We start from the raw sequence: 16,256 nt of genomic DNA, 5'->3' as shown, positions 1-16,256 counted from the left end.
GACGCCTCCGTCAGGAGCGTCAGCTCGGCCTCCGTCAGCTTCAGGTCGGCGGCCGCCACAAGCGCCGGGAGCTGTTCGACCGTGCGGGCCGAGGCGATCGGCGCGGCGACGGTGGGCCGGGCGGCGAGCCAGGCGAGGGCGACGGTGGCGAGCTCCGCCTCGTGCGCCTCGGCGACCGTGTCGAGGGCGGAGAGCACGGCCTGCCCGCGCTCGGTCTCGGCGAGCTCGGCGGCGCGGTGGGCGCGGGCGCTCTCGACGGTCTTCCCGGGGCGGTACTTGCCGGTGAGGAAGCCGGCCGCGAGCCCGTAGTACGGGACGGCCGAGAGCCCGGCCTGCTCGACGGTCTCCAGGAGCGGGCCCTCGTAGGTGTCGCGGGAGACCAGGTTGTAGTGCGGCTGGAGGGCGACGTAGCGGCTGAGGCCCTCGGCCTCGGCGAAGTCGAGGGAGGCGCGCAGCCGCTCCGGGGAGATGTTGGAGGCGGCGACGGCCCGCACCTTGCCGTCCTTCACCAGCTGGTCGAGGGCGGTGACGATCTCCTCGACGGGGACGGATTCGTCGTCGAAGTGCGTGTAGTAGAGGTCGATGTGGTCGGTGCCGAGGCGGCGCAGGGACTCCTCCGCGCCGGACTTGATGGTGGTGGCGGAGAGGCCCTTGAACCGGGGGTGGGCGCCGACCTTGGTGGCGACGACGATGTCGGAGCGGTTGCCGCGGGAGGCGAGCCAGCGGCCGATGACGGTCTCGGACTCGCCGCCCTCGTTGCCGTCGGCCCACGCGGAGTAGACGTCGGCGGAGTCGACGAAGTTGCCGCCGGCGGCGGCGTAGGCGTCGAGGACGGCGAAGGACTGGGCCTCGTCGGCGGTCCAGCCGAAGACGTTGCCGCCCAGGGCCACGGGGAAGACGTGCAGGTCGGAGCTGCCCAGCGGGCGGAGGGAGGTCATGTTTCGATCAACCGTCCGCGCCGCCGGGCCTATTCCGGATCCGCTCAGAGGCTGAGGCCCTTGGAGCGGAGCCAGGCCGCCGGGTCGATGCCGTCGCCGCCCGCGGTGTGGACCTCCATGTGGAGGTGGGCGCCGGTGACGTTGCCGGTGGCGCCGACGCGGCCGATGGTCTCGCCGGTGGACACGGTCTGGCCGGCGCTGACCAGCATGGAGGAGAGGTGGCAGTACCAGACCTCGGTGCCGTCCTCCAGCTCCAGGACGATCCGGTAGCCGTAGGAGCCGGACCAGCCGGCGGACTTGACGGTGGCGCCGTGGACCGCCTTGAGCGGGGTGCCCGTGGGGGCGGCGAAGTCGAGGCCGGTGTGGTAGCCGGAGGACCACATCGAGCCGGACTGCATGTAGGTGGCGGTGAGGGTGTACGAGGAGACCGGCAGCGAGTAGCTGGCGGCGAGCTGGGCGAGGCGCTCGGCCTCGGCGGCCGCCTCGGCCTTCGCCCTGGCTTCCGCCTCCGCCTTGGCCTTGGCTTCCGCCTCGGCCTTCGCCTTGGCGTCGGCGGCGGCCTTCTCCGCGGCGGCTTCCTTGGCGGCGGCCTCCGCGGCGGCCTTCTCGGCCGCCGCCTTCTCGGCCGCGGCGAGCTCGGCGGCGTCGGCGGAGGCCTGCTGCTGCTCGGCCTGCTGGAGGATGCGGGCGCGCAGGGCCTCGCCCGCGGCGGGGGCGGTCTGCTCGGTGCGCTCGTCGGCCGCGTTGGTGTACGTGGCGGAGGTGAGCGGGTTCGGGTTGGCGCGGGCCTCGGTGACGGGCTCGCTGTCCTCCTCGGGGAGGAGGTCGCCGACGCCGGGGAGGTCGTGGGCGTCCGGCAGGTTCAGGTCGGGGAGGTCCGGCAGCGATATGGCCACCGGGGGCTTCTCCTGCGCGGTGGCGAGGCCGCCCGCGCCGACGGCGGCGATCACGCCGACGCCGAGGACGGTGGAGGAGCGGGCGAAGTTGGAGCGCTGCTTGACGACCCGGTGCCGGCCGCCGGAGCGGCTCTCCGCGCGGAGGGATCCCTCGGTGGGGTTCCACTCGGTGTCCGGGGCTGCGGGACCCGCACCGCCACCGAAGGCGTCGAAGGGGGCTTCGGGTGCGGGGGTGTTGGACGCCACGGGGGCGCGCTCCTTTCCTTCCGTCTCGCCTACCGGGTTAGCTGACGGGTTCGGAGCAGGAAGGTCTCCTACGGGCTCGCTCGCACGAGTGCGAAGGGGCCCGATTCACCCCAAGTGGTGGTTCCCCGGTTCCTTTTCAGGATTCGGCGCGTGCGCACGGTGCCGCCTCTTGCGACGGCTGGGACGACCGCGCTGCGTTATCGAACGTTAATAGACAGGGGGTCCCGATTCCAAGCTGTTCCTCTTGATCATTCATTGAATTGAGAGGTAATCGCCCGACTTGACCCCCCTTCAGCGAAGGACCGCCAAACACTCGCGATCTGACGTTATGTCAATTGTTATCGCAGTGACACCCTTCGACTACGCCTGGTGACCGGACCCGCCCGGCGGCACCACCGGCATCGTCCGGCGCCGCTCGGGCTGCCCCGTCGCCGGCCGGCTCACCGCGAGCAGCGCCATGTCGTCGGTCGACCCGCCGCCCGTGTGGAGCCGTACGTCGTCCACGAGCGCGTCGAGCAGCTCCTCGGGTCCCGGGAAGATCCGCCCGGCGAGCCGCGCCGCCGGATCGTAGAAGACGCCCACCGCGTTCCGCGCCTCCGAGAGGCCGTCCGTGTAGAAGAGCAGTGTCGCGCCCGCCGGGAACGGCCGCGCCTCGGCCCGGTCCGGCCACGCCGCCAGCTCCCCCATGCCGAGCGGCAGGGCCGCCTCGCCCGGTTCCAGCGGATCCACGCGCCCGTCCGCGTACAGCATCAGCGGCGGCGGGTGCCCGCGGTTGACGACCCGTACGAAACCCTCGAAGGTCCCGCCCCCGTCGCCGCGCGGGATCTCGGCCAGGACGGCCGTCGTGAACCCCTCGAAGGCGTCGAGCCCGTCCCGCCGGGTGCCCTCCCGGGTCAGGGCGCGTTCGAGGCGCTGCGCCACGCCCTCCAGGTTCCGCTCCTGCTCCGCCGCCTCCCGGAAGGCGCCGATGACGACCGCGACGGCCTCGACCGCGTCCATCCCCTTGCCCCGGACGTCCCCGACCACGAGCCGCACCCCGTGCGGGGTGTCCTGGACGGCGAACAGGTCACCGCCGATGAACGCGTCGGCCTGCGCCGCCTCGTACCGCGCCGCGCACTGCAGCCCGCCGATCCGCTCGGCGGGCATCGGCAGCACCGCCTTCTGCGCCGTCTCCGCGATGACCCGCGCCGACGCGAGCCGCTCGCCGCTGCGGCGCACCACCCGGTTGATGAGGAGCGCGAGCGCCGAGACGGTCACGACGGTCAGGGTCTCGGTGAGGGCGGGGATCTCGTCGTCGGTGCCGTTGTAGATGTGCAGCCCGATGGAGGCGAGGACGGCGCCGATCCCGGTGAGCAGGGTGATCAGGGTGGAGAAGAAGGGCGCGGCGATCAGCGGGGCGGCGGAGAAGAGCGGCGACGCCGTGTACGCGGGCGGGGTCGACAGGTCGAAGACGACACCGCCCACGATGACCAGCGGGGGCAGCGCCCGGATGAACCGCCGTGCGCCGCCGTACGCGGGACGGCCCCCGCCGCCCCGCCGCCCTCCGCCCGCCGCTCCTAGGGGGTGCCCCACCTGTGCTCTCCTGCCCGGTCCGACCGGCCGCGGTCCGCACCGCGCCCTCCCAGGGTGGCCGCCGCCGGACGGGGCGGCGACTCCCGTGGGGCCAGGTGGCGTACGGGGCGGGCCAGGGTCAGCCGGAGGGCACCTCCTCCGCCCCGCCCCCGTACGGGATCAGCCGGAGGACGCCTGGCCCGGGACCGGACCCGCCGCCTCCTCCGCCAGCCGCCCGCCCCGGGCGAGCAGCGCCATCGCCGCCGCACACCCCAGGCCGACCGCGCACAGCACCAGCCACGGCGCCGCCGACCAGCCGGTGACGTCGAGGAGCGCGCCCGTGCCCAGGTTCCCGAGGGTGATCCCGACCCCGCACACGGTGTTGTAGAGCCCGTAGTGGGTGGCCACCCAGCGCCCCCGGGACAGGGCGACGACGGTGTCCATCTCGTACGGGTAGAGCACCGCGTTCGCGACGGCCAGGACCGCCGCGCACAGCAGCAGCCCCGGCAGGCCGCGTCCCAGGACGGCCGGCACCAGGAACGCCCCGCCCATCAGGGCGAGCCCGAGCACGAGGCACCGCTCCCGGCTGAGGCGGCGCCGGCACCAGGCCGTGATCCGCAGCTGCCCGGCGAGCGCGACGAGCGCCGACACCGCGAACAGCGCCGTCGTCGCACCCGTACCGCCCGCCGCGAGCGGCAGCGCCAGATAGACCTGGAAGGACAGCACGTACGAGCCGGTCATGGCGAGCGAGAAGAGCCAGAACGTCCGGTGCGCGAGGACGGTACGGAACTGCCCGCGCTCCCCCTTCCCGTCGGCAGGACCGGACGCGGCCCGTACGGGCAGATGCCGGAGCTGTACGAGGGTCAGGCCGGCGAACAGCACCGCCGCGACCACGCACGTCAGCCGGAACGACACCCCCGTCAGGGCCACCCCGACGAGCGGCCCGAGCAGAATGCCCGCCTGGTAGTACGTGTTGAACAGCGCGAAGGCCTCCACCCGGCGCTCCTCCCCCGCCTCCGCCGCGAGACAGGCCCGCACGGCGGGGTTGAAGAGGGCTCCCGCGAGACCCGTCGCGAGCGAGGCCGCGATCAGCATCGGCAGCGACTGCGCGAACGCGAGCGCCCCGAAGCCGACCGTCCGCAGCGCGCAGCCGGCCACGATGAGCGGCTTGAAACCGAGCCGGTCGGCGAGCGCCCCGCCGACCAGGAACATGCCCTGCTGGGAGAGGTTCCGGGCGCCGAGGACCAGCCCGACGGCCCAGGCGGCCATGCCGAGCCCGTCCGCGAGGTGCGCGGCCAGGTAGGGCATGAGCATGTAGAAGCCGAGGTTGATGGTGAGCTGGTTGAGGAAGAGCAGCCGCACGGCCGGATCGAAGGTGCGGCTCTGCTTCCAGATGCCCCCCTTGGCGGGGGCCGCCGCCGTCGTCACTTCGCGCGCTCCAGGACCCGTCGGGTCCAGCCGCTGACGGTCGCGTCGGAGACGTACGCCACCGGGTCCTCCCGTACGGGTCCGTCGAGCAGCCCGTGCGCCGCGCAGAACTCGTCGTTGAAGACGGTGTCGAAGTACCGCTGCGGCCCGTCCGGGAAGACGGCCGCGATCCGGGTCCCGCGCGGCCGCGTCCGGGCCAGCCAGCCGGCCACGAGCGCGACCGCGCCGACGCTCCAGCCGCCCGTCGCGAAGTGCCGCGAGGCCAGCCGGCGGGCCGTCCTGACCGCCTCCGCGGGACCCACCCAGTGCACCTCGTCGAAGGCCCCGTGGTCCACGTTCCCGGGGTGGATGGAGGAGCCGAGGCCGCGCATGAGGCGCTCCCCGGCGGGCAGGCCGAAGACGGTGGAGTTCACCGAGTCCACGCCGACCAGCTCCAGGGCCGGGCTGCTGGTGGCGCGCAGGGCCCGGGAGATCCCGGCGGAGTGGCCGCCGGTGCCGACCGCGCAGACGAGGACGTCGATGCGGTCGAGCTGCGCGGACAGTTCGGCGGCGAGACCCGCGTACGCGGCGGGGTTGTCGGGGTTCCCGTACTGGTCGGGCCACCAGGCCCCGTCGAGGCTCAGGAGCAGCTCGGCGACCCGGTCCATCCGGGCCTGCTGCCAGCCGCCCTGCGGGCTGGGCTCGGGGACGACGTGGACCCGGGCGCCGTGGGCGACGAGCATCCGCTCGACGATCGGTTCGAGACCGGGGTCGGTGACGACGTGCACGGGGTGGCCGTGGAGCACGCCCGCGAGGGCGAGGCCGAGACCGAGGGTGCCGGAGGTCGACTCGACGATCGGGGCGCCGGGCCGCAGCTCCCCGCGGCGGCGGGCCTGCTCGACCATGTAGAGGGCGGCGCGGTCCTTGATCCCGCCGAAGTTGAAGCCTTCGAGCTTGGCCCAGTAGCCGTCGTCCGTCCACAGGACGGGGGTGTTGCCGACGGTCTGCCCTTCGACGGGAAGCATCAGTGGTGCGGTCATGGGAGTACGTCCTTGGGGTGGGTACGCGAAAGGGAACCTGGTCACGCGGATGCGGGACCCGGCTCAGTTCCGGTCCACCCCGAGGGCGATGAGCAGTCGGCCCGGCTCGGGTCCTGGGCCCGCCCGGTCCCGGACGCAGCGCGCGCGGGGATCGGTGCGGAGGTCCGCCGCGTACGGCAGGACCGCGGCTCCGCCGGCGTCGGGCGCGGCGGGCTGGGAGGCGGCGGCCTGGGCGGGGAGGTGGGCGTCGAAGGTCCAGGCGTCCCCGGGCCGCTCGCAGCCGTGCGGGAGCGCGGGGGCGGAGAGGGTCGCGGTGCCGGAGTTCGGCAGGACGTGCCCGTGGGAGCCGTGGCAGACGCTCACCAGGAGGGCGAGGAGCGCGAGCAGGACGAGCACGGCGGGCGCCCGCCGGCTCACTTCGCTCACACGCTGGTCACTCATGGTGCGCGTGAGGCTACGGTGGGGTGCGCCGCCCGCGCAAAGAGGCGGGCCCGGTTTCGGCCACCGTTTACATCAGACAGGTCTCTCAGAGTTACATCCGACGGGTCCCTCAGAGGTTCCGCTCGGCGTAGACCTTCATCGCGTCGCGGACGAGGATCGCGGTGCCCTCGCCGTGCTGGTCGTAGTTCACGGTGAAGCGCGGGTCGTCGACGTACATCTGCCCGAGACCGATCAGGTACTCCTTGCTCGGCGTCATGGTCGTCGACAGCCAGGCGACCTGGCGCCGCGTGATCGCCTGCACCTCCTCGCTGTCGGCCGCCAGGCCGTCCCGGGCGGCCCGCCCGAAGTCACGGGCGATGCCGGCCTGCTCGTCCTTGAACGCCTTCTTCTGCGCGTCGGTGAGCGAACGCCACCAGCGGTCGCCCTTCTCGTACGCGTCGCGGCCCCAGCGCTCGGTGACCTCCTCCTCGTACCGCGTGTGGTCGAAACCGTCGAACACTTCCTCGGCCATGAGCTCTTCTCCCTCCTCGGTCTTGTGGAGAGTGGTCCGCACCGACGCGATCTGGCGTCCGATGCGCTCTCGCTCCTGCTCCAGGAGGGCGAGATGGGTGCGCAGGGCGGCGGACGTGTCCCGCTGCCCGGCGAGGACCTCGGCGATGGCGGGCAGCGAGAGCCCCAGCTCGCGCAGCAGCAGGATCCGCTGCAGCCGCACGAGCGCCGCCTGGTCGTAGTACCGGTAACCGTTCGCGCCGATCCGGCTCGGCTCCAGCAGTCCGCGCTCCCCGTAGTGGCGGAGGGTGCGGCTGGTGGTGCCGGCCTTCTTGGCGATCTCCTGGATCGACCACTCCATGCCGAGAACGCTAAATCTTGACGTTGCGTAAAGGTCAAGCGGAGAGAACCGGGAAACGACGAAGGCCCGGATCCAGTGAATGGATCCGGGCCTTCGTTGCTACTGAGTAGCGGGGACAGGATTTGAACCTGCGACCTCTGGGTTATGAGCCCAGCGAGCTACCGAGCTGCTCCACCCCGCGTCGGTGAACACGACTCTACGGCATGACCGGGGCGATCACGAAATCGGTTTACGTCAGCACCCGCAGTCGTCGGAGTCGACCGGCGCCGTCAGCGGGTCGGCAGCCTTCTCCGCGGGGCCCTCCCAGGTCTCGTACGCGAAGCCCTCGCGCACCCAGTACTCGAAGCCGCCGAGCATCTCCTTCACCTGGAAGCCCAGCTCGGCGAGGGCGAGCGCGGCGCGGGTGGCGCCGTTGCAGCCGGGGCCCCAGCAGTACGTGACGACCGGCACGGACCGGTCGAGCAGCTGCTCGGCCTGCTCGGGGATGAGCGCGGTCGGCAGGTGGATCGCGCCGGGGACGTGGCCCTGGTCCCAGGAGGCGGTGGAGCGGGAGTCGATCACGACGAAGCCCGGGTCGGTGCCCTCGGCGGCGGCGGTGGCGAGCGCGGAGGCCACGTCGGAGACGTCGGCGTGGAAGGCGAGGCTGGCCGAGAAGTAGGCGGCCGCCGCGGCGGGGGAGGCCGGCGGGGTGCGGAGTACGGGGTTGACCTGCGTCGTCGTCGTCGTCATGGTGATCAATCTACGGACGAAGATCACCGTGCTGAAGTGGGGATTCACGGTGGTCGGGGGCTTCGGCCGGGGAATCCCGGGCGTTCGCCACGAGACGGCGGGGATCTCACGTACCGGTCCCCCGTCGCGCTCGCCTCCGCTGTCACACCTACGGCATTCGATCCGTCATGACGGCATGACGGGACGCGAACGGGGAGAACGACGAGTGGACCACGAGACCCAGGACCAGAGACTCGACAAGGAATTCCTGGCCCGGCGCTTCGACGCCGACCGCGGCCATCTGCGGGCGGTGGCCTACCGGATGCTGGGCTCGCTCAGCGAGGCCGAGGACGCCGTCCAGGAGGCCTGGTTCAAGCTCAGCCGCAGCGACGTCAGCGGCGTGGAGAACCTCAGCGGCTGGCTGACCACGGTCGTCGGCCGCGTCTGCCTCGACATGCTGCGCTCGCGCTCCTCGCGGCGCGAGGACCCGCTGGAGTACTACGTCCCCGATCCGGTGGTCCGGGTCGCCGACACCACCGACCCGGAGCAGGCGGCCGAGCTCACCGAGTCCGTCGGGCTCGCGCTCCTCGTCGTCCTGGACACCCTGGGTCCCGCGGAGCGGCTCGCGTTCGTGCTGCACGACATGTTCGCCGTCTCCTTCGACGACATCGCGAAGATCGTGGACCGCACCCCGGCCGCCACCCGCCAGCTCGCCAGCCGAGCCCGCCGCCGCGTGCAGGACGCCACCCCGGCCCCCGGTCCGGACGCGCGCCGCCAGCGGGAGATCGCCGACGCCTTCCTCGCCGCCGCGCACGGCGGCGACTTCGAGGGGCTGCTCGCCGTCCTCGACCCGGACGTGGTGCTGCGCGCGGACGGCGGCCGGACCCTCGCGGCCGTCTCCAAGCTCGTGCGGGGCGCCGAGGCGGTCATCGCGCAGGCCCTCACGTACGCGAAGTTCCGTACGGACACGCTGCGGGTCGTGGCCAACGGCCAGCCCGCGGTGGTGTCGGTCGTCGACGGACGCCCTGGCTCGATCATGACGTTCACGATCGTCGAGGACCGGATCGTCGAGCTGCACATCCTGGCGGACCCGGAGCGGATGGCCACGCTGGGCCTCACGGAGGAGGACCTGGCACGCGCGGAGCACTGAGACCGGCGGAGCGCTGAGGCCGGCGGGGCACTGAGACCGGCGGAGCGCTGAGGCGAGTACCGACTCCGGCGGAGTGCTGACTCCGGCGGAGTGCTGATCCCGGCGGAGTGCTGACCCCGGCGGAGTGCCGACTCCGGCGGGAGCACCGCGACCGGCCCACATGCGGGAGGGAACCGTCCGTGCGAGTTTGTACGGGTTGGTTCCCTTCTGCCCGTAAAGGCGGCCACCGTGCAGCTGACCCCCGAGGAGGCCCGCCGGACGGCGGCCGACGCCTGGATCTGGGGCTACCCGATCCTGGACAACTACCGCACGATGTACCCGCAGGCGATCGACTCCGACGACCCCCGGTACCTCGGCGGCTTCGGCCGCTTCCGGCACTACGCGAAGCTGCTGACCCCGGCCGACACGGACGTCGTGACCCCGAACAACGACACCCCGTACTCCGTGGCCTGGCTCGACCTGCGCGCCGAGCCCGTCGTGGTCTCCGTCCCGGCCGTCGACCGCTACTACGTGCTGCCGCCGCACGACCTCGACACCGCGTTCGTCGGCTACATCGGCTCCCGTACGACCGGCCCGGCCGCCGGCCACCACCTCGTCGCAGGACCCGGCTGGAACGGCACCGTCCCCGAGGGCATCGCGAGCGTCCTGCGCGCCGACACCTTCCTCGTCGGCATCATCGGCCGGACCTACCTCGCCGGCCCCGAGGACGTCCCCGCCCTCCGCGCGATCCAGGAGCGGTACGAGCTCCGCCCCCTCTCCGCGTACACGGACACGGCCGCCCCGCACCCCGTCGACGAACCGGTCTGGCCGGTCTGGCGCGAGGAGGACCTCGGGACGATCGAGTTCTTCACGCTCCTCGACTTCCTGCTCCGGTTCTTCCCCGTGCTCGAGAAGGAGCGCGGGATCCGCGACCGGCTCGCGGCGCTCGGCGTCTCCGGCAGCGGCGAGTTCGAACCGGCCGCGCTCTCCCCCGAGCTCCGGGCGGCCGTCGAACAGGGCATCGCGGACGGCCGGGCGCGCCTGGAGAAGGCCGTGGCGGTCGCCCACCTCTCCACGGACCTCTTCGGCACGCGCGCGGAGCTCGGCGACGACTACATCGGCCGCGCGGTCGCCGCCGACGTCGGGCTCTACGGCCTCCCCGCGGCCGAGGCCTGGTACGGCGGCTGGTCGGCGGACGACCGCGGCAACCACCCCCCGAGCGGCGCCGACCACGACCACGTCGTCCGCTTCCCGCCCGGACAGCTGCCCCCGGCGCGCTTCTTCTGGTCGGTCACCCTCTACGGCCTGCCCGAGCGGCAGCTCGTCGCCAACGCGATCGACCGGTACTCGATCGGCGACCGCACCCCGGGGCTCGTGTACGACGACGACGGCGGCCTCACCCTCCACGTACGGAAGGACCGCCCGGCCGACCCGAAGGAAGCGGCGAACTGGCTGCCCGCCCCCGACGGCCCGTTCAGCCTCGTCGTCCGGCTGTACGGCCCCGATCCCTCCGTCCTCGACGGCAGCTGGCGGCTCCCGCCCCTCGCCGTCACCGGCTGATCCCGGGTCACTTCCCCCTGGCGGCCCACCAGCTCCCGGCCGCCGCCAGGGAGACACCCGCGCTCGCGACCCCGAGGACGGCGCCCGCGGCGACGTCGCCCGGGTAGTGGACCCCGGTGTGCACCCGGGAGTAGCCCACGGTCCAGGCAAGCACCGCGAGGGGCAGCGCGGCGGGCGGCAGCACCGAGCCCACGGCGGTGGCGAAGGCGACCGCCGACGCGGTGTGCCCCGAAGGGAACGACGCCGAGGCCGGCATGGGCACATGACGGCCCACCACCACCCGGGCCGCCTCCCGGTCCGGCCTCGCCCGGTGGACGAGCCGCTTGCCGAGCAGGTTCGCCGAGGCCGAGGCCACCGCGATCGCCCCGACCCCGGCGAGCGCCGCCTTCCGCGGCCGGCCCGGCACGAGCGCGAGCGCCGCCGCGATCGTGAACGAGATCTTGGAATGGTCGGCCGCCGCGGAGAGCCGGCGGAACGCCGTGTCGAGCGTCGGCGTCGGCGTCGAGGCCACCGCCCCGTACACGGCGCCGTCCACGGCCCGGATGTCGTGCAGGACCGCCCGGACGGTCCCGGTCCTCGTGTCGTCGGTCATGCGCCGCTCCTAGTCAGGGGTACTGGGGTTCAAGAGGTACGGGTGTCCCACGGGTTCCTTCCCGCGGCGGGCTGCTCGGGGAAGGCCAGCCGGGTGAGCCGCCGCCAGTCCAGCGGCGGCGCGGGCACCGGCGACCCCGGCCGGTCGCGGGGCACGAGGACCCGCAGGGCGCGCGGGCGCAGGGTGCAGACGACGGGCGTCGGCAGCGTCAGGGCCTCGCCGTCCACGGCGACGGAGATGACGGCGCCCGGGATGCCCAGGACCTCCACCCTACGGGCCGTCAGGACGTTCAGGCCGGTCGCCTGGGTGCCCAGGACGGCCAGCTCGGCGGCCTGCGCGGCGCCGTCCACACGGATGCCGATCACCCCGAGCGCGCCGCCGTCGAGACGGGTCCTGCGGGCGGCGACCGCGGCGAACGGATCGGGGGTGGCGTAGGGGTTGTTGCTGACGAGCAGCGCCTGCTGGCCCGTCAGCGGGACGGAGTCCGCGGTCGCGTCGAGACGATCGCCCTCACCGCCCTGCAGCAGATCGGGCAGCACGTCGAGCGCGGTGCCCGCCTTGTCGTCGCGGTACTCGGGGCGCTGGACCACGTCCGCGTACACCCCGAAGGAGACGGTGTTGACGAAGGGCCGGCCGGCGACGTCGCCGAGGTCGATCCGGAGTTCCTCGCCGTCGCGCAGCGCGTCGAGGCAGCGGGACGGGTCGGTGCGGTCGAGGCCCAGGTCCATGGCGAAGTGGTTGCGGGTGCCGGCCGAGACGACCAGGAACGGCAGGTCGTGCTCGGCGGCGACCTCGGCCACGAGGGCCTGCGTGCCGTCGCCGCCCGCCACCCCGAGGAGATCGGCGCCCTCGGCGACGGCCTTCCGGGCGAGCCCGGCGACATCGGCGGGCGCGGCCGGGTCCAGCAGGATCACCTGGGCCCCGAGCGCCTCCGCCCGCGCGACGAGCCCGAACCGCCCGACCTTCCCGCCGCCGGACTTCGGATTCATGATCAGCACGGGCCGGCGGGGCGGGGGAACCCGATTCGCCCCGCATCAGCGCCGCCCGCTCGTCCTCCGGACGGCGCAGCGCGGCCCGCGCGCAGGACAGCGCCACGGCCCACAGGCCCAGGGCCACGAGGGCGTTCACCCAGACGCCGCCGGCGACGTACAGGCCGAGCGTGCCGAGGGGCGCGGCCACCGCGAGCAGCGCCCCGAACACCCGGACCGGCCCGCGGTGCGCGAGGAACCACCAGACGCCCGCGGCCGTCGCGGCGAACCCCACGATCCCGCTCAGCAGGATCAGCAGCCCGCTGCCGAGCGCGGTGAGCAGGGCCACCACCGCACCGCCCGTCGCGAACAGCGCCCAACGGGCCAGCTCCTGGGCCTCCCCCGCCGGATCACCGGAACGTCTCGCCGCCACCGACCCCACCTCCACACTCCGCGTCCACGTTTCCCCACGCTGCCCGGCGCCGCCCCCGCACGAAGCCGTTCGGACGAACGGAGCTCCAAGAACAAGGACCGAGAAGCTCCCGGAAAAGTTCTCCGGGAAAGTCCCCGGCAACCGATGACTTCCCTACCCCGAGCCCGTCTAGATTCCCGTACGGCACAGCGAAGAAGCCACGGACGAACAGGACCGACCCCATGCGCATCGTGATCAGCGAGTTCATCAGCCTCGACGGCGTCGTCCAGGCCCCCGGCGGTCCCGAGGAGGACACCGACGGCGGCTTCGCGCACGGCGGCTGGACGCACCCCTTCTTCGACCCGGAGGTCGTGGGCGGCGCGTTCGCCGAGGCGACCGAGCGGGCCGAGGCCCTGCTCTTCGGCCGCCGCACCTGGCAGACCATGGCCGCCGCCTGGCCGGAGCGGACCGGCGACCCCTTCGCCGACCGGATGAACGCGCTCCCGAAGTACGTCGTCTCCGGCACCCTCGCCGAGGCCGGCCTCGGCTGGAACACCACCCTCATCCCCGCCGACAAGGCCCTGGCCCGCCTCCACGAACTCCACGACGCCCCCGGCGGTGACCTCCTCGTCATGGGCAGCCCCAGCCTCGCCCGCACCCTCCTGGCCGAGGACCTCGCCGACGAACTCCGCCTGATGGTCATGCCGGTGCTCCTCGGCGGCGGCAAGTCGATCTTCCCGTCCGACGGCACCCTCCGCACCCTCGAACTGACCTCGACGACCACCAGCCCCCAGGGCGTCAACGTCTGCACCTACCGCCGCCCGCAGACCCCCTGACCCACCCAACAGAAGCGCCCCGACCGAAAGAAACCGGTCGGGGCGCTCCGTAGCAGGTCAGAGGGTTCTCCCTCGCCCGCTTCGTGTAGGCCGTGTGGGACTCGAACCCACAACCAATGGATTAAAAGTCCACTGCTCTGCCAATTGAGCTAACGGCCCGTGGACAAACACACCCGTGCAGCATAGCCCGAGAGGGCCCCGGAACCGATCGGGTATCCGACACCGGCCGCGCCGCGGGCCCGGCCGTGGGGGCGGGCCCCGCGGCAGGGGCGGGGTGTCAGGACAGCGTCTTGTACATCTGCCAGCCGCCGCCGATCTGTACCCGGCCGGCGAAGGCGCCCGTGCCGGTGCCCGCGTACCGCCAGAGCACGCCCGTCGTGTCCCGGGCGACCAGGTCGGCCTTGCCGTCGCCGGTGAAGTCGCCGACGGGCGCGAGCGAGTTGTAGGCCTGCCAGCCGGCGCCGACCTTCACGCGGGCGCCCAGCGTGCCCGTACCGGTGCCGTAGTAGCGCCAGAGCACGCCGGCCGTGTCCCGGGCCAGCAGGTCGCCCGCCTTGTCGCCGTTCAGGTCGCCGACGCCGACGAGCGTGTTGTACGCCTGCCAGCCGACGCCGATCCGCACGCGCGGCTTGAACGTGCCCGCGCCGTTGTCGGCGTACAGCCACAGTTCACCGGCCGAGGTGCGGGCGAGGAGGTCCGTCCGTCCGTCGCCCGTCAGGTCGCCGGGCGCGGTGAGGCTGTTGTAGATCTGCCAGCCGCCGCCGAGCGCCACCTTCGGGCCGCCCGGCGCGAACGCCTTGCCGCAGCCGCCGTCGTACCGGGTCAGCATGCCCGCGGCGTCCCGCACGAGGAGGTCGTTGCAGCGGTCGCCGGAGAGGTCCCCGAAGGGGACGACCGTCGAGGTGGCCGGCCAGCCCGCCGTGGAGGAGCCGGTGCCGAGCCCGCCGGTGCCCGTGCCGGTCCGCACGGTCAGCGTCCCGGTGGACGTGAGCCCGACCAGGTCGCCCTTGCCGTCCCCGCTGACGTCCCGCCAGGCGGGCAGCGGCCGGGGGGCGGTGGTGGCCGTGCGGAGCTGGAAGCCGGAGCCGGCGGTCTCGCCCCAGACGGCGACCGGGCGGCCCGTGGCGTCGGCGGTCACCTGGCCGAGGGCGTAGCCGCTGGTGTTGGTGGACAGCGGCGTCGGGGCCGCGGACCAGGTGCCGTTCACCTGGGAGGAGGCCATCACCTTGCGGTTCTCGCTGCCCTGGGTCCAGATGGCGTGCGCGGTGCCGTCGGGGCCGACCGCGAGGTCGAATTGGTCGTCCGGGACGTACCCCGTGGAGATGATCTTCAGCGGCGACCAGGAATTCGTCGTCGCGGACCAGGTGACGGTCTGGGCGGCGAATCCGGTGGCCTCGGTGTACGCGACGCCCAGCAGGGTGACATCGCCCTCGGGCCCGACGACGACCTCCCGCCAGGCACCGGTCGCGAAACCGTTGGCCGGGCCGCCGTTGCCCCAGTGGTCGCCGCCGGCCGGACGGCGGGCGAAGACCTGGACGGACTCGCCGCTGCTCGGGGTCCCCCAGTCCGCGAAGACCAGCGCGAGGCTGCCGTCGTGGCCGACGGCGAGAGTGGGGTTGTTGGCGTAGGAGGCCGGGTTCGAGACGGTGGCGGGCGTGGTCCAGCTCCCGTCGGCGAGCCGGTCGGTGACCTTGACCCGGCTGACCGTGGCGCCGTTCTCGACGTAGGCGACGGTCGCCGTGCCCTGGTCCGAGACGACGAGCTCCGCGCCGGAGCCGAGGCCCGCGTCGGGCAGGACCTCGTTCAGCCGGACGGGCTCGGACCAGGCCGCGTCGGGGGCCGTACGGGCCGAGGAGTACAGCGCGGCCTTGCCGTTCGCGACCTGCGTCCACACCGCGACGAGCAGCCCGGACGGGGAACCGGCCAGCTTCCCGCTGTAGGTGCTCCCCTCCGTCACGATGTCGGTGGCGGCGGACCAGGTCGTGGCCCCCGCGTCGAGCACGGCCATCCTGAAGTCGTCACCCTGCGTCCAGCTCGCCAGGACGGAGCCGTCGGCGGAGACCGCGAGTTCGGCTTCCTGGGGACGGTCGCTCGTGGTGACGAGGGTCTGCTGCGGGCCCCAGACGGTGCTGCCGGCCGGCCGCACCCTCGAGCCGAGCTCGTACGGGCCGTTGGCGCCGGTCTCGCGGAGGGTGAGGGCGACGACCGTACCGTCCTTGGCCGTCCTGAGGTCGAGCACGTCGTCCTGCGCCGTCCCGTCCGACAGCGGAGCGGACGGGGCCCACGGGTCGAGGGCCACGGGTGCGGCGGCGTTGATCCCGGTCGGCGCGGCGAAGGCGGCCGGCGCGGTGGTCGCCGCGATGCCGAGGCCGACGACGGGTATGAGCGTGGCGCCGAGGACGCGGCGAAGAGTGGCCCTGCGGGGCCGAGCGTGCTGGTTCACGTCGTCTCCATGCATACGAGTGGGTGCACGGAGGAGACGCGGCACCCCCAGTGCCGCGGTCGGCAACGCGCGTCGGCGTGCCCCGGACTTGCGAACCCCCCGTGCAAGTAGCGCGAGCGTAACAGCGGCCCCAGGGACGGCGGAAGCGAATTCCGAACCCGTTCAAAAGTGAGCGGGGCCCGTACGACACCGAGGGGGGGTTAGGGGCCCCCGCCGCGGTAAAAGCCAGAAAAGCCCCG

At 73.4% G+C, this 16,256-nt stretch carries 13 protein-coding genes, 2 tRNA genes, 1 pseudogene and 1 riboswitch; of the genes and pseudogenes, 3 read left to right on the top strand and 13 right to left on the bottom strand.

Annotated elements, in window-relative coordinates:
- The 9 genes from ACWGN5_RS40055 to ACWGN5_RS40015 form a co-directional block, all read right to left on the bottom strand.
- Nucleotides 1-938, bottom strand: a 938-nt coding sequence (locus tag ACWGN5_RS40055) for an aldo/keto reductase (protein WP_453523426.1), incomplete at its 3' end; no start/stop codon positions are given.
- 44 nt (nt 939-982) lie between these two features.
- Nucleotides 983-2,080 carry a M23 family metallopeptidase gene (locus ACWGN5_RS40050; RefSeq protein WP_453523424.1) on the bottom strand — a complete coding sequence of 366 codons (1,098 nt, stop codon included), beginning with the start codon at nt 2,078-2,080 and terminating at the stop codon, nt 983-985.
- Between the two features lie 11 nt (nt 2,081-2,091).
- Nucleotides 2,092-2,239: riboswitch (cyclic di-AMP (ydaO/yuaA leader) on the bottom strand.
- A gap of 201 nt (nt 2,240-2,440) precedes the next feature.
- Nucleotides 2,441-3,652, bottom strand: a complete 1,212-nt coding sequence (locus ACWGN5_RS40045) for a PP2C family protein-serine/threonine phosphatase (RefSeq protein WP_453523422.1) — start codon at nt 3,650-3,652, stop codon at nt 2,441-2,443.
- Nucleotides 3,653-3,811: 159 nt separating this feature from the next.
- Nucleotides 3,812-5,059, bottom strand: coding sequence for an MFS transporter (locus tag ACWGN5_RS40040; protein ID WP_453523420.1), 1,248 nt, complete (start codon nt 5,057-5,059; stop codon nt 3,812-3,814).
- Nucleotides 5,056-6,078, bottom strand: a complete 1,023-nt coding sequence (locus ACWGN5_RS40035) for a PLP-dependent cysteine synthase family protein (protein ID WP_453523418.1) — start codon at nt 6,076-6,078, stop codon at nt 5,056-5,058. Before ACWGN5_RS40035 ends, ACWGN5_RS40040 begins: the two co-directional genes overlap by 4 nt.
- A gap of 63 nt (nt 6,079-6,141) precedes the next feature.
- The gene (locus tag ACWGN5_RS40030) at nt 6,142-6,519 is read right to left on the bottom strand and encodes a hypothetical protein (RefSeq protein WP_453523416.1); all 378 of its coding nucleotides are present in this window, start codon (nt 6,517-6,519) and stop codon (nt 6,142-6,144) included.
- A 109-nt stretch (nt 6,520-6,628) separates the two neighbouring features.
- Nucleotides 6,629-7,369, bottom strand: coding sequence for a MerR family transcriptional regulator (locus ACWGN5_RS40025; RefSeq protein ID WP_453523414.1), 741 nt, complete (start codon nt 7,367-7,369; stop codon nt 6,629-6,631).
- A 107-nt stretch (nt 7,370-7,476) separates the two neighbouring features.
- Nucleotides 7,477-7,550 (bottom strand) — tRNA-Met (locus ACWGN5_RS40020).
- Nucleotides 7,551-7,603: 53 nt separating this feature from the next.
- Nucleotides 7,604-8,098, bottom strand: a complete 495-nt coding sequence (locus tag ACWGN5_RS40015; protein WP_351185415.1) for a rhodanese-like domain-containing protein — start codon at nt 8,096-8,098, stop codon at nt 7,604-7,606.
- Nucleotides 8,099-8,273: 175 nt separating this feature from the next.
- On the opposite strand from ACWGN5_RS40015, the gene sigJ reads away from it, so the two are divergent.
- A complete protein-coding gene (sigJ, locus tag ACWGN5_RS40010) occupies nt 8,274-9,227 on the top strand; it encodes an RNA polymerase sigma factor SigJ (protein WP_453523412.1) in 954 nt (317 codons plus the stop codon).
- Between the two features lie 228 nt (nt 9,228-9,455).
- Nucleotides 9,456-10,766: a DUF1254 domain-containing protein gene (locus tag ACWGN5_RS40005; protein WP_453523410.1), complete on the top strand. Its 1,311-nt coding sequence runs from the start codon at nt 9,456-9,458 to the stop codon at nt 10,764-10,766.
- A 7-nt stretch (nt 10,767-10,773) separates the two neighbouring features.
- Here ACWGN5_RS40005 and ACWGN5_RS40000 read toward each other — a convergent pair whose 3' ends face one another.
- Nucleotides 10,774-11,358 (bottom strand): phosphatase PAP2 family protein, encoded by a 585-nt coding sequence (locus ACWGN5_RS40000; protein WP_453523408.1) that lies wholly within the window; start codon nt 11,356-11,358, stop codon nt 10,774-10,776.
- 29 nt (nt 11,359-11,387) lie between these two features.
- Nucleotides 11,388-12,759, bottom strand: a pseudogene (locus tag ACWGN5_RS39995) (diacylglycerol/lipid kinase family protein).
- A 221-nt stretch (nt 12,760-12,980) separates the two neighbouring features.
- On the opposite strand from ACWGN5_RS39995, the gene ACWGN5_RS39990 reads away from it, so the two are divergent.
- Nucleotides 12,981-13,574, top strand: a complete 594-nt coding sequence (locus tag ACWGN5_RS39990) for a dihydrofolate reductase family protein (RefSeq protein ID WP_453523406.1) — start codon at nt 12,981-12,983, stop codon at nt 13,572-13,574.
- Between the two features lie 86 nt (nt 13,575-13,660).
- Here the strand turns inward: ACWGN5_RS39990 and ACWGN5_RS39985 are convergent.
- Nucleotides 13,661-13,733: transfer RNA gene (locus ACWGN5_RS39985), tRNA-Lys, on the bottom strand.
- A gap of 118 nt (nt 13,734-13,851) precedes the next feature.
- Complete coding sequence (locus ACWGN5_RS39980) at nt 13,852-16,017, bottom strand: FG-GAP repeat domain-containing protein (RefSeq protein ID WP_453523404.1); 2,166 nt, start codon at nt 16,015-16,017, stop codon at nt 13,852-13,854.
- Between the last annotated feature and the right edge of the window lie 239 nt (nt 16,018-16,256).

It is taken from the genome of Streptomyces sp. NPDC055815 (assembly GCF_053616475.1).
The sequence above is the reverse complement of the archived record's forward strand: the minus strand, read 5'-3'. Positions and strand labels throughout refer to the sequence as shown.

Bases quoted from the DNA above. Each gene is read 5' to 3' on its own strand.
- ACWGN5_RS40030 (WP_453523416.1), bottom strand. From the start codon at position 6,519: ATGAGTGACCAGCGTGTGAGCGAAGTGAGCCGGCGGGCGCCCGCCGTG.
- ACWGN5_RS40025 (WP_453523414.1), bottom strand. From the start codon at position 7,369: ATGGAGTGGTCGATCCAGGAGATCGCCAAGAAGGCCGGCACCACCAGC.
- ACWGN5_RS40035 (WP_453523418.1), bottom strand. From the start codon at position 6,078: ATGACCGCACCACTGATGCTTCCCGTCGAAGGGCAGACCGTCGGCAAC.
- ACWGN5_RS40000 (WP_453523408.1), bottom strand. From the start codon at position 11,358: ATGACCGACGACACGAGGACCGGGACCGTCCGGGCGGTCCTGCACGAC.
- sigJ (WP_453523412.1), top strand. From the start codon at position 8,274: ATGACGGGACGCGAACGGGGAGAACGACGAGTGGACCACGAGACCCAG.
- ACWGN5_RS40015 (WP_351185415.1), bottom strand. From the start codon at position 8,098: ATGACGACGACGACGACGCAGGTCAACCCCGTACTCCGCACCCCGCCG.
- ACWGN5_RS39990 (WP_453523406.1), top strand. From the start codon at position 12,981: ATGCGCATCGTGATCAGCGAGTTCATCAGCCTCGACGGCGTCGTCCAG.